This is a genomic window from uncultured Brevundimonas sp. (assembly GCF_963974615.1).
Lineage (GTDB): Bacteria > Pseudomonadota > Alphaproteobacteria > Caulobacterales > Caulobacteraceae > Brevundimonas.
On the sequence record NZ_CAXBDH010000007.1, the window covers coordinates 1 to 14183 of the forward strand.

Here is a 14183-nt window from a genome sequence, read left to right on the forward strand (position 1 = left end):
CGGCGTCTGGATATCCGTCATCTCATTCCCCCGATGGGCGTGCGATCAACGCGCATGATGCCTGCCACAACTGTTTTCACCGAATATCGGTCCCGTCCAGACGCTTTCAGATCAGCCCGCATCCGAACCTGGGACATGTCTCCCACCGGAAAGCGGGCCGCTTCGGTCTCCCGAAACGGCCCGTTCCTGCGGAGCTGGCCTCTAGTAGCGGTAGTTGAGACCGATCAGATAGGTCCGGCCGTACACCTGGTGGTCGATGATCCGGCGACGGTCATTGGCTTCGTATGTATAGAAGGGCTCGTCCGTCAGATTGTTGACCTGGAACAGGGCCGACAGACCTTCCAGCGGACCGGACTGGAACTGGTAGCCGATCTGGGCGTCGATGATGTTTTCGGCTCCGACCTGACGCAGGGTCCGGCCATTGCCAAAGCCCGCAACCTCTCCCAGGAATTCTGACCGGTAGCGGCTGCTGACGCGGGCCTGAATGCCATCCTTCTCATAGTAGACTGTCAGATTGGCGACAGTCTCCGACAGACCGGGAATGGGGGTGGCAGGATTGCCCGGATCCGGCTGGATGTTGCTCTTCGTCGAGGACACCGAGAACTGACCGCCGAAGCCTTCAAGCCAGGGCGAGATGAAGCCGAACGGCGTGGAGACCGCAAACTCGACGCCATAAAGCTCGCCGCCCGTGCCGTTCGCAGGAACGGAAACGATGCCCTGGTTGATGACAGGCGTGATGCCGCCGTTGGGGAAACCGGTGAAGTCGAAAACCTGGTTCTGATTGTAAATATAGGTGTCCAGCTCCTTGTAGAACCCGGCCAGAGACACATAGGCGGAGCGGCCAAAATACTGCTCGACCGAGATGTCGAAAACATTGGCGATCCAAGGCTTCAGTTCCGGATTACCGCCATTGCCACTCCAGGGCGAGCTATCGACCGTCGCCCCCGGGACATTCCTCGCGCTGTTGAAGCCGAAGGTCTGCGAGGCACGCATCTCGTCCATGCGCGGACGGGCCTGGGTCCGGGCGGCGGCCAGACGCAGGAAGCGCTGGTCCCCGATCTCGAAGATCAGGTTACCACTCGGCAGGAACTCAATGTATTTGTCGCCGCCGGAGATGGGCGTGGACAGGGTACCGGAACCCGAACCGGTGGCAGCATAGCCGCTCGAACTCTGGTCTACAGACACCACTTGGAAGCCGAAATTGCCGGTGACCGGTACATGGCCCCACGTGGAATCAAGATTGGCGCGAATGAACGAGGTAATAATCTGCTCCTCGACCTTCCAATTCTTGGCGAGAACATCCGCGTTCGGGTTGCGGACCAGATCGTAGAAACCACTGTGGATCAGCCCTAGGGTATCGTAGCTGATCATACCCGGGATGCCGATGAAGGCGAGCGAGGTCGGTGCGAGCCGGTACTGATCCGGGACCACCGGGGTGCCACCGCCGGCGACGCCGAGGAACCATTCGTCCGCGATCAGCTCCTTCTGGCGGTGGTTGAAATTGATGCCGATATCGACCGATTTGAACGGGCCGGCGTCAAAACGCTGCGTGGCCTGCAGCCGCGTAGCGAACAATTCGTCGGTGATGGTCGGGCTGTTCAGATAGCCATCCTGGCCACCCGGAATTACATCTCCGCCCCAGCCCTGGGGGCTGCTCGGGCGAATGAGGTTAAAGTCAGCGTAGTCCAGGGTGTTGTCGAACTGCGGGATACCCACACCGTCAATGCGGAACGACAGCGTATCGGCAGCCCCAGATCCGTTGTCGCCGGTACCGGAATAGCTTTCAATGATCTGGTCGGTACGGTCGACGCCCGAGTAACTTATGTCGGCCACAAAGCTCCAGCGATCATTGGGCGTGTAGTCGGTGTTGAAACCGAATGCCTTAATTTCGCTGGCCCGGGTATTGACGTCATTGCGAACGACACCACGGACATTGGTGAACTGGCCCTGGGTGACCATGCCGTCTTCAACCGTATACCCTGGCTGAAGGGACGCCGACGACCACTGCAGCGGAAGCTCGATGCCCCGCAGGATCTGGGTGTTGTCGAACTTGGAATAGAAGGCGTCCAGCGTAGTGTGCCAGCGATCGTTCGGGCGGAATTCGAGCACGCCCATATAGCCGTCACGCTCCAGCTCTGACGACATCACATAGGGCTTGCTGCCACCGATCACGCGGGTCCCAGGCGAAACCTCGGGGTAGCCCCAGGCGTTGAAACGCTCGGACTGGTAGGGCGAGGTCATATGGGCATAGCCCAGCGCGAGCCCGATCGTATTGTCCGCAAACTGGTCGATAAACGAGACGCTGTAGCGAACACCATGATCGGACGTGCCCGCATTCAGGGCCCCGATGTCATTCACTTCGTAACGAACGTTGGCGGCGATGGCGCGGTGCCCGAATTCAAGCGGGCGAACCGTACGCAGGTCGGCCGTACCGGCCAGACCTTGGCCGACCAAGGCCGAATCCGGCGTCTTGTAGACAATGACACCGGACAGAAGCTCGGACGGATACTGATCGAACTCGACGCCGCGATTATCACCCGTTGTGACCTGCTCGCGACCATTCAGAAGCGCCGTCGTGAAGTCCGGTCCCAGCCCACGGATCGAAATGACCTGGCTGCGCCCGTCAAGGCGTTGAGCTGTCAGACCCGGCAGTCGCGCCAGCGATTCCGCGATCGAGACATCCGGCAGCTTGCCGATGTCCTCGGCGGTCACGACCTCGACGATCGAGGTGTTATCGCGCTTGGCCGCGATGGAATTCTCGATCCCCGCACGGATGCCGGTGACAACGATCTCCTCGACCTCGGTCACGGGAGCGTCAGGCCCCCGCGGTCGCGTCTGCGCCTCGGCAGCGCCGGCCATCCCCAGAATGATGGCGACTCCGAAGGCACCGCCCGTCATCAGGCGCGAACGCCGGCTGAAGTGTTGTCTCATCTCATCCTCCCTTGGCCGTCGCGATTCTGGTGATGCGATCCGGTTGCCGTCGCAAACTTATGCAAACTTCTGGCAACCTTGCAAGTCGGTAATGTTGCAGATTTACGCCGCCGCGCTCGATATCTGGTGACCGAAACCCTGAATATCGCACTGCAGCACGGACCTTCTGTATGTGCGCAGGCCAAAAACCAGTGAGCTGTCGTCGGTTGACACCCGTCCCGTCCACTGCAAAATCATGCAACTTGATCGGACGGCATTGCATCGCCCGGCACTGCGGAGGGACGAAACTCATGGAAACGGGCACGGCCTGGCGCTGCAGGCGGATTGCGACGGCCTGTGCCCTGACCCTGTTGGCCTGGGCCGGTGCGGCCGTCGCCCGGGATGATTTCCGGCAGCGCCCCCCCGAAGATGAGGTCATCTATTTCCTGCTGCCAGACCGGTTCGAGAACGGGAACCCGTCCAACGATCGCGGTGGCCTGTCCGGCGATCGCCTCTCGCACGGGTTCGATCCGACTGACCGCGGCTTCTATCACGGCGGTGACCTGCAGGGCCTGACCACGCGGCTGGACTATATCCAGGGCCTTGGAGCCACCGCCGTCTGGATCGCCCCGGTCTTCGTCAACAAGCCGGTACAGGGACCACCCGGGGCCGAAAGCGCCGCCTATCATGGCTACTGGATCACCGATTTCACCCGGGTCGATCCCCATCTCGGCACCAATGACGACTTCCACGCCGTGGTCGAGGCGGCCCATGCACGGGGCATGAAGGTCTATCTGGACATCGTCATCAACCACACCGCCGATGTGATCCGGTACCGGGAATGTCCGGACAATGCCTGCGACTATCACTGGAAGGCCGACTATCCGTACCAGCGCCGCGGCGGGCTCGACGGCGAACCGGTCAATGACGGTTTCCGCGGTGACGGCGACGCTGCCGACTTCGCCCGTCTGACGCGACCCGACTACGCCTATACGCCGTTCGTTCCCGAGGCCGAGGCGACTGTCAAATCACCGGCCTGGCTGAACGATCCGATCTATTATCATAACCGCGGCAACAGCGCCTGGTACGGCGAGAGCGCCCTGGACGGGGACTTCTCCGGCCTCGACGACCTGTTCACGGAACATCCGCGCGTAGTCCAGGGCTTCATCGATATCTATGGCGCATGGATAGACACCTACGGCATCGACGGCTTCCGCATCGACACCGCCCGCCATGTGAACCCCGAATTCTGGCAGACCTTCGTGCCGGCCATGCTGGCCCGGGCCCGGGCCCGGGGGATTCCGAACTTCCACATCTTCGGCGAGACCTATGATTTCGACGCCGGGACGCTGGCACGCCACACTGTGGTCGACGGCCTGCCCAGCGTGCTCGATTTCGCGGTCCAGCGGGCTGTCCAGGAAATGGTTTCCGGAACCGCCGCCCCTGATCGGCTGGCCGGCGTCCTGGCCAATGACCCGCTCTACGCAGGGGGAGAGGCAGCCGCCCGACGGCTGCCGACCTTCTCCGGCAATCACGACATGGGCCGGATCGGACGCCTGATCCTGAACGCCCGGCCCGGGATCGATGACGAAGACCTGCTGGCCCGAACGACCCTGGCCCATGCGCTGATCCTCTTCGGACGGGGCGTACCGATCATCTATTACGGCGACGAACAGGGCTTCACCGGCGACGGCGACGACAAGGCCTCACGGCAGGACATGTTCGAGACCCGCACCCCCGACTATGCCGATGATCGCCGCATCGGCACCGCGTCGGGCCCGTTCGACCGGCAGGCCACGCTCTACACGCGCATCGCTGCCATGACCCGGATCCGCGCCGCCGACGCACGGCTGCGGCACGGACGCCAGCTTGTTCGTCGCGCCGATCGCGAGCCGGGCCTGCTGGCCCTGTCCCGCCTGGACGACCACGGCGGTGAGACCCTGGTGGTGTTCAACACGTCATCCGGGGCGATGACGGCGAACCTCGCGGTCGATCCGGCCTCCCGGATCTGGACAACAGCCTACGGCACCTGCGCCCCGACCACGAGTGCGCCCGGCAGCCTGACGGTGACCGTGCCCGCGCTCGACTATGTGATCTGTGTCTCCGAAGGTGTGCCTTGAACGTTCAGACTCTTTCGGTCGCCTCCCCGACGCCACAGGCTGAAGACGCGGAATGGTGGCGCGGCGCGGTCCTCTACCAGGTCTATCCCCGCAGCTTCGCCGACAGCGACGGTGACGGCATTGGTGACCTGCCCGGCATCACCGCCCACCTGGATCACATCGCATCGCTCGGCGTCGACGGCGTCTGGCTATCGCCCTTCTTCACCTCGCCGATGAAGGACTTCGGCTATGACGTTTCGGACTATTGCGGCGTCGATCCTGTATTCGGGACGCTTGCAGATTTCGACACCCTCGTCGCCCGGGCCCATGAGCTGGGGCTCAAGGTCATCATCGACCAGGTCTTCTCCCACGCCTCAGACGCCCATCCCTGGTTTGTGGAGAGCCGCCGCGACGCGAGCAATCCGAAGGCCGACTGGTTCGTCTGGGCTGACGCCAAACCGGACGGCTCCCCGCCATCGAACTGGCAGTCGGTGTTCGGCGGGGCGGCCTGGACCTGGGACGCCCGCCGCGGCCAGTACTATCTGCACAATTTCCTGAAGGAGCAGCCGGACCTCAACGTCCGCAATCTCGAAGTCCAGGAGGCCCTGCTCGCGAGCGCCCGCTTCTGGCTGGATCGCGGCGTCGACGGCTTCCGCTTCGACGCGATCAATTTCGCCATGCACGACCCGGACCTGACCGATAATCCGCCGGTCCTGACCCTCGGCAAACGAACCCGACCGTTCGATTTCCAACACCATTTCCACAACCAGTCCCACGGCGACATCACTGTATTTCTGACGCGGCTCAGGCGGCTGACTGATAGCTATGGCGGACGCTTCCTCGTGGCCGAGGTCGGCGGAGAACAGGCTGAGCGGGAGATGCAGGCCTACACGGCGGGGCCGGATCTCCTGAACAGCGCCTACGGCTTCCTCTATCTCTATGCCGAACGGCTCCAGACCGAACTGATCCAGCACGGCATGACCCTGTGGCCAGCCGAAACGGGGCGGGGCTGGCCGTCCTGGACCTTCTCGAACCACGACGCCCCGCGGGCCGTCTCGCGCTGGGCCGAGGGTCGCGACCTGAAGGCCATGGCCGAGATGAGTCTGCTGCTGCTGATGGCCCTGCGCGGCAATGCCTTCATCTATCAGGGTGAGGAGTTGGGTCTGCCACAGGGCAATGTGCCGTTTGACCGGCTGGTTGACCCCGAAGCCATCGCCAATTGGCCGGCCACCCTCGGTCGTGACGGGGCCCGGACACCCATGCCCTGGCATGCCGATCAGTCCCATGCCGGCTTCTCGACCACCGAGCCCTGGCTTCCGGTGGATCCCCGGCATGTTCCGTTGTCGGTCGATGTCCAGGAACATGATCCACGTTCGACCCTGAACGTGGCGCGCCGCCTGATCCGGCTACGCCGGAACCATTCGGCCCTGAGGGTCGGGAACCTGACCCCGGTCGAGGCTCCCGAGCCCCTGCTGGTGTTCGAACGCGGCCAGAGCCCCACAAGACTACTGTGTGCGTTCAATCTGGGTCATGAGACGACGGCCTGGTCCCCACCCACCAGTTGGCGGGTGGTCGAGGCGGTCAATCTGGACGGAGCCCCCGCCGGAACCCTGCCACCGCTCGCCGGCCTGCTGCTAGCTGAACCTGACGGATGAGACGTTCAGCCGCCGCAGCTCTCGCGAACGATCAAGTCGGTGGGAAGTCGCTCCGAACGACCGACCACGTCCCCTGCGTGGTCCAGCAGTTTCGAGACCATCAGACGCCCGGCTTTCATCGTGTCCTGGGCCATGGTGCTCAGGGCGGGGCGGCTATAGCGGCTGAACGGCACATTGTCGAAACCGATCACCGAGACGTCACCGGGAACGCTGCGACCGGCATGCTGCAGGGCCCGCATCGCCCCCAACGCGATCTGGTCACTGGCGCAGACCACGCCATCGAACTGCAGGCCGCGGCGGATCATGGAGTCCACCGAGGCCTCGGCCGACTCAACCTCAAAATGGGCACTGACGATCAACTCGGGATCGACGCCCAGTCCGGCGCTCTCGACTGCCTCCAGATAGCCCCGGTGGCGCTGCATGGCCTCGGGCGGATCCAGATCCCCCAGAAATGCGATGCGCTTGCGGCCCAGTCGCGCCAGATGCGCCGTCGCGCGTCGGCCTCCGGCGGTATTGTCCGACCCCACCGAACAATAGGTCTGGTCCGGCAGTTCAGCCCCCCAGACCACAAACCGACCCTCGGTCTCGACCAACCGGTTGAAGGCGGCATGCAGGGTGCTCTGCCCCAGGAAGATCACGCCGTCCGCCCGACTGGTGGTCATGGCGGCCAGCAGGTCCTCATAGGTCGCCGGCGTCACATGGCTGATGATCAGGTCGCAGCCCCGCTCCCGGGCGGCCTCGCCGACCCCGGCGAGGAGCTCCAGAAAGAAGGGGTCGGACAGACGCCCTTCCCTGCCTTGCGGGCGCGGCGCGACCAGGGCGATGGTCGCCTCTGCCCCGATCGGACCGGCAGGCATATAGTGGCGGAACGGGTAGTCATGATCGCGCGCCAGCTTCCAGATCTTCTGTTTCGTCCGGGCATTCACCGCCGGATTGTCGTTCAGCGCCCGCGACGCGGTCGAGATCGACACCCCCGCCATCCGGGCGAGGTCCTCGAGACGTGTGGTCTTGCGGCTCACTGGATGACGGCTCCGTCTGCAAAATTTGGTGCAAAACTTGTTATTCAGCCTTCTGCGCTGCCGCAACACCCTTTGGCAAGCAATGGCGATGGGATTTTGTCATGAAAACTCCGATGCTTTTGCGATGTATGGCCTTGATCGCCCTTGCCATCTCGTCGCCGGCCCTGGCCCAGACACCGGCTGTGGCCCGGGTTGAGTCCCCCGGCCATGTCCTGGCGGTCGAGGTAACCACCGACAACGACGGTCGGCCCAGCTATGCGGTCACCCGGATGGGACGTCCGGTGATCGCCCCGTCCCGACTCGGTTTCATCCTGACCGACGCCCCCAAGCTGGACCGACACCTGGCCCTGACCCCCGGTGCGACCCGCTCCGTCGACGAGACGTGGGAGCAGCCCTGGGGTGAGCGACGCTTCGTCCGAAATCATTTCAACGAGATGCGCGTCACCCTGACCGAGACCTCGGAACTGATGCGGCGCTTCGATATGGTATTCCGCCTCTATGACGACGGGGTCGGCTTCCGTTACGAATTCCCCGATCAGGCCGCGCTGCGGACGGTCCGCATCGGCCAGGAACTGACCGAGTTCAACATCGCCGAGCCCGGCACGGCCTGGTGGATCCCCGGGTTCGAATGGAACCGGGCTGAATATCTCTACAACCGGACCCCGATCGACGCGGTCGGCGTGTCCCAGACCCCGATCACGCTGCGCACCGACTCCGGTCTGCATGTCTCGATCCACGAGGCGGCCCTGGTCGACTACGCCGGTATGAACCTGCAGCGGGTCGAGGGTCGCCGCTTCCGCGCCGCCCTGACCCCCGGATTCACCAATGCAGCGGTCGAGCGCGAGGCCCCCTTCCCGACTCCGTGGCGCACACTCGAGATCACCGACACCGCGGGCGGTCTGGTCATGTCGAACCTGATCCTGAACCTCAACGAACCCAATGCGATCGGTGACGTCAGCTGGTTCAAGCCGATGAAATACGTCGGGATCTGGTGGGAAATGCATCTGGACCGGTCCACATGGTCATCGGGTCCCCACCACGGGGCAACGACCGAGAACGCCCTGCGCCATATCGATTTCGCCGCCACCAACGGTTTCGGCGGCGTGCTGATCGAAGGCTGGAACACAGGTTGGGACGGCGACTGGTTCGGCAATGGCGCGGACTACAGCTTCACCGAACCCTACCCGGACTTCGACCTCGAACGGGTCGCCGCCTATGCCCGCGCGAAGGGCGTCCAGATCATCGGTCACCATGAGACCGGCGGCAACGCCTTCCACTACGAGCAACAGATGGAGGCCGGGTTCGCCCTGGACCAGAGGCTCGGCATCCATGCGGTCAAGACCGGCTATGTCGCCGACGCCGGCGGCGCGCGTGTCGCCGGACCTGACGGACAGCCGACCCTCGCCTGGCATGAGAGCCAGGCCATGGCCCGTCACCACCTGACCGTTGTCCAGGCCGCCGCCGCCCATCAGGTCGCCATCAACGCCCATGAGCCGATCAAGGACACCGGCCTGCGCCGCACCTGGCCCAATTGGGTCTCGCGTGAAGGCGCACGGGGCATGGAATACAATGCCTGGGGTCAACCGGGGAACCCACCCGAGCACGAGGTCAATCTGGTCTTCACCCGGCTGCTGGCCGGACCGATGGACTTCACCCCGGGCATCTTCGGCATGGTCACCCGCGCGCCGGACGGCGTGGCCACCACCTGGGCCAAGCAGCTGGCCCTGTATGTGACACTCTACAGCCCGATCCAGATGGCCGCCGACCTGCTGGAGAATTACGAGGCCAACCCCGGACCATTCCGCTTCATCCGCGACGTCCCGACCGACTGGGACGACACCCGGGTGCTGAACGGCGAGATCGGCGACTATGTCACCATCGTCCGCAAGGACCGCCACTCCGACGACTGGTATCTGGGGGCCATCACCGACGAGTCGGGCCGCAACCTGACCGCGCCGCTGGGCTTCCTCGACCCAGGTCGCCGTTACCGCGCCGAAATCTATCGCGACGGTCCCGCGGCCAACTGGAATCCGCGCGACGGCCGCCGCGAGGATATCGTCATCGAAAGCCGCGAGGTCACCTCGGCCGATACCCTCGACCTGCGCCTCGCCCCCGGCGGCGGACAGGCCATCCGCTTCGTCGCCCTGGGCCGGAGATCCACCCGATGAGCGCCCCCACCTCCGACGCCACCGTCCTGACCCCACGGGTTCGTCCCCGCCTCAGCCAGCTCGCCATCTGGAATATGTGTGTCGGCTTCTTCGGCATCCAGATCGGTTTCGCCTTGCAGAACGGCAACGCCAGCCGGATCTTCCAGACCCTCGGGGCCCAGGTCGACAATCTGGCCATCCTGTGGATCGCTGCCCCCCTGACCGGCCTGCTGGTCCAGCCCATTATCGGCCATTTCAGCGACCGGACCTGGGGTCCACTGGGACGGCGACGTCCCTATTTCCTGGTCGGGGCCATCCTGACCTCGGCAGCGATGATCTATATGCCGAACGCGCCCAGCCTGTGGCTGGCGGCGGCGACCCTGTGGGTCATGGACGCCTCGATCAACGTCACGATGGAACCGTTCCGCGCCTTCGTCGGCGACAACCTGCCCGACGAGCAGCGCACCGCCGGCTATGCCATGCAGACCTTCTTCATCGGCACCGGAGCGGTGTTCGCCTCCTGCCTGCCCTGGCTGCTGGCCAACGTCTTCCACGTCGTCTCCACCGCCCCCGAAGGCGTTACCCCGGACTCGGTCAAACTGGCCTTCTACATCGGGGCGGCAGGCCTGCTGGCGGCCGTCCTGTGGACCGTGATCTCAACCCGCGAATACAATCCTTCAGAGATCGACGCGTTCGAAACCGCTCGCAGCGTGGGCCTCGCCTCCTCTCGCCCGAATGACAGCCAGGCACCGGCCCGGTCGGCCAGGATCTATATGCTGGGAGGTGCCGCGTGGACTATTCTCGGCCTCGCCGGGTTGTACAGTGTCTGGGCATTCGGCATCGAGAAGGAACTCTATGTTCTCGCCGGATTCCTTGCCGGTTTCGGCCTTCTGCAAATTGCCGTCGGGCTGATGCATCGGGCGCGGGCCTCGAACAGCCTGACCGAGATCATCGATGATGTGTTCCGCATGCCGAAGACGATGCGCGGCCTAGCGGTCGTCCAGTTTTTCAGCTGGTTCGCCCTGTTCTCGATGTGGATATACACCACGGCCGCCGTCACCGCCGTCCACTACGGGACCACCGACACGACGTCAGCTGCCTATAACGAGGGTGCCAACTGGGTCGGTGTGCTGTTCGGCGTTTATAACGGGGTCGCCGCCCTGACCGCCTTCGCCATTCCGGTCATCGCCCGCCGCACTGGTCGGCGTGGAGCCCACGCGATCAACCTGGCGCTCGGCGGCATCGGCCTGATCGGTATTTTCCTGATCCGTGACCCGCAGTTGCTGTGGCTGCCGATGATCGGTGTCGGCATCGCCTGGGCTTCGATCCTGTCCATGCCTTACGCCATTCTGGCCAGCGCCATCCCCGGACGCAAAATGGGCGTCTATATGGGCATCTTCAACATCTTCATCGTGGTCCCCCAGCTGCTGGCCGCGACCATTCTCGGCCTGATCCTGAAGAGTCTGTTTGACGGCCAGGCGATCTGGGCCCTCGTCCTCGGCGGCGTTAGTTTCTTCGTCGCCGCTCTCGCCAGCCTGAAAGTGTCCGAACCCCGGGTGTCGGGGGCATGAGCGTGGATCGCCGCCGCGCGCAACGGCCCGCCCCCCTTACCTTCCTGCTGCCTCCAATCTGACGAGCTCTCTCATGCGCACGATCTTCAGCCTCCTCGCCGGTACAGCCCTGATCACCCTCGGAGCCTGCGCCACGCTGCCCCAGCACGTGCCGACGGAAGCCGTCGACGGACACATCCAGACCGCGCCCGGCGCACCCGGCGAGACTCCAACCTGGTCCAACGCCACCAAGACCGGGGCCGGTGCATCCTACGAGGCCTATGTCGACGGCCGGTATCGCGACGGAGGCCCGACCGGCGTGGTGTCCAAAGTCTGGTTCTCGCTCGCCAACGGCATTCTGACCGAAACCATGTACGGGCTGATCCACGAGGCCCAGATCAAACAGATGCGGTTCGCCGTGGTCACGGACTCGGGCCTGTCGGTCGAGGGAACCGACACCACCAGCCGCACAGAATATCTGCACACGGACGCGCAGGGCCGCCCCCTGTCTCCGGCCTATCGCGTCATCACCACCGACAGACAGGGTCGCTACGAGATCGAGAAGCGCATCTACACCGACCCGGACAGCCAGAGCCTGGTGGTGCGCGCGACCATCCGCGCCCTGAAGGGCGACATCACCCCCTATCTGCTGCTCGAACCGCACATGGCCAACACCGGGGTCGGCGATCATGGCGATGCCACCCGCTCAGCGCTCCATGCCTCAGAAGGTTCTGTTCATCTGGCCGTGTTGCCCGATCAGCCGTTTGATCAGGTCAGCGTTGGCTTCGTCGGGGTTTCGGACGGCCTGACAGACCTTGCCGACGGCGGGCTCGACAACGTCTATTCCTCAACCGGCGATCAGCCCGGCAACATCATGCTGACAGGGGCCCTGCCCAGGGTCCGGGCGGGGCAGAGCGTCGGCCGTGATTTCGTTATCGGCTTCGGCGACAGTCGCCTCAACGCCGAGCGGCAGACCGAGGTGCCGTTCCGGACAGGCCTCGACGAAGTCCTCGCCCGCTTCAACGGCGAAGGCCAACGGATCGGGTGGGAAGACTACGTCGGCTCCCTTTCCGAGCTCCCTCGCCTCGCTGAACAGTCCACGGACGGCGGTCGATTGGCCTACGCCTCGGCCCTGATGCTGAAGGTCCAGGAGGACCGCACCTATGCCGGGGCCCTGATCGCCTCCCTGTCCAATCCCTGGGGCGACACCGTCGACGCGACCGAATCCTCGACCGGCTACAAGGCGGTCTGGCCACGCGACTTCTATCAGGTCGCCATGGCCCTGATGGCGCTGGGTGACACCGAGACACCGGTCGCCGCCTTCCGCTATCTCCCCCAGGTTCAGGTCCGCGCCGAAACGCCCGGCAATACCGGGGCCACCGGCTGGTTCCTGCAGAAGACCCATGTCGACGGCAAGATTGAGTGGGTCGGCGTTCAGTTGGACCAGACCGCCATGCCCATCATGCTCGGCTGGAAGCTGTGGAAGGCCGGCCGCATCGGCGACGCAGAACTGACCGGCATGTACGCGCGCATGATCAAGCCGGCGGCCGACTTCCTGGTCGACGGCGGCAAGGCCGGCCTCCTGTGGAACGACCGACAGGTCACCCCGCCCTGGACCCAGCAGGAACGCTGGGAGGAGCAGGAAGGCTATTCCCCCTCCACCACCGCCGCCGTCATCACCGGCCTGACCGTCGCCGCCGACATCGCCCGCGCCTCAGGTGACCCGGCCTCGGCCGTGCGCTATCTGGCCGCCGCCGACGACTATGCCTCAAAGGTCGAGGCCCGGATGTTCACCACCACCGGCGACTACGGTGACGGCCACTATTTCCTGCGCCTGAGCCGCAACCAGAACCCCGACGATCACGGACTGCTGGGTGAGAACAACGGCCAGCCCGCCGAGCCCGAGGACCGCATCATCGACGGGGGATTCCTGGAACTGGTTCGTTACGGCGTGCGCGCCGCCGATGCTCCGTCGATCACCGCCAGCCTGCCCGAATACGATGACCAGCAACGCGAGGCGCGGTTCCGGGTCCACTATAATCTGGCGGGGTCACCGGGCTGGCGGCGCTATGGCAATGACGGCTACGGCGAGAACACCGAAACAGGCGGAAACTACGGTGTGGGCGGCATGACCCCCGGTCAGCGCGGCCGGGTCTGGCCGATCTTCACCGGCGAACGCGGCCATTACGAGATCGCCCTTGCCCTGAAAACAGGGGCCCCGGCCTCCACCTTCGAAGCGATCCGCCGGACCTACGTCCACGGCATGGAATCCTTCGCCAACGACGGCCTTCTGCTACCCGAACAGGTCTGGGACAGCGTCGGCAATGCGACCCCCCACCAGTACGCCTCCGGTCAAGGCACCAACTCCGCCACGCCCCTTGCCTGGTCCCACGCGGAATATATCAAGCTGCTGCGCTCACTGGCCGACCGGGCGGTATGGGATCGCTATGCTCCCGTCGAGGAACGGTATGCCAATCGCCCGGGTCGGGATGACTCTGCCGTCCCCAACCCGGTGCGACGTTAATCGGGCTGGCCCCCAACGCCGTCACGACCGCGGCCCGCCTCTGATCCGCCGGGCCATCCAGGATGGTTCGCCGCATCCCCATCCGGCTCGCGTATCGACGTATCCGCCTGTCATATCATCGCCAGGTCCACCTGACGAAAAACGCATCAGGATTCCGCTCAACGCGCCTGTATCTACTCCAGAATGCAATTGTAATGCTAGATAGCTAGGTCTTTGAACTAGGGAGGATTCAGTCAGCACCCTTTTTTCCTTGACCTGAGCCTTACCTTTGGGGATGAA

General features: G+C 64.3%; 7 protein-coding genes. 5 read left to right on the forward strand and 2 right to left on the reverse strand.

The window, feature by feature from the left end:
* Positions 1-201: 201 nt before the first annotated feature.
* Positions 202-2931 carry a TonB-dependent receptor gene (locus tag AAC050_RS05940; protein WP_339914145.1) on the reverse strand — a complete coding sequence of 910 codons (2730 nt, stop codon included), beginning with the start codon at positions 2929-2931 and terminating at the stop codon, positions 202-204.
* Between the two features lie 290 nt (positions 2932-3221).
* On the opposite strand from AAC050_RS05940, the gene AAC050_RS05945 reads away from it, so the two are divergent.
* Together AAC050_RS05945 and AAC050_RS05950 are read left to right on the forward strand one after the other, a co-directional pair.
* Positions 3222-5030 (forward strand): alpha-amylase family glycosyl hydrolase, encoded by a 1809-nt coding sequence (locus AAC050_RS05945; protein WP_339914146.1) that lies wholly within the window; start codon positions 3222-3224, stop codon positions 5028-5030.
* A complete protein-coding gene (locus tag AAC050_RS05950; protein ID WP_339914147.1) occupies positions 5027-6664 on the forward strand; it encodes an alpha-amylase family glycosyl hydrolase in 1638 nt (545 codons plus the stop codon). The genes AAC050_RS05945 and AAC050_RS05950 overlap by 4 nt, the downstream gene beginning before the upstream one ends.
* A gap of 5 nt (positions 6665-6669) precedes the next feature.
* On the opposite strand, the gene AAC050_RS05955 is transcribed toward AAC050_RS05950, so the two are convergent.
* Positions 6670-7683, reverse strand: a complete 1014-nt coding sequence (locus AAC050_RS05955) for a LacI family DNA-binding transcriptional regulator (RefSeq protein ID WP_339914148.1) — start codon at positions 7681-7683, stop codon at positions 6670-6672.
* A gap of 113 nt (positions 7684-7796) precedes the next feature.
* Here AAC050_RS05955 and AAC050_RS05960 point away from each other — a divergent pair, with 113 nt between their 5' ends.
* From AAC050_RS05960 to AAC050_RS05970, 3 genes are all read left to right on the forward strand, one after another.
* Positions 7797-9851 (forward strand): glycoside hydrolase family 97 protein, encoded by a 2055-nt coding sequence (locus AAC050_RS05960; protein ID WP_339914149.1) that lies wholly within the window; start codon positions 7797-7799, stop codon positions 9849-9851.
* Entirely contained in the window at positions 9848-11401 is a 1554-nt protein-coding gene (locus tag AAC050_RS05965) for an MFS transporter (RefSeq protein WP_339914150.1), read from the forward strand. The genes AAC050_RS05960 and AAC050_RS05965 overlap by 4 nt, the downstream gene beginning before the upstream one ends.
* A 73-nt stretch (positions 11402-11474) precedes the next feature.
* Positions 11475-13904, forward strand: a complete 2430-nt coding sequence (locus tag AAC050_RS05970; RefSeq protein ID WP_339914151.1) for a glucan 1,4-alpha-glucosidase — start codon at positions 11475-11477, stop codon at positions 13902-13904.
* Positions 13905-14183: the final 279 nt, after the last annotated feature.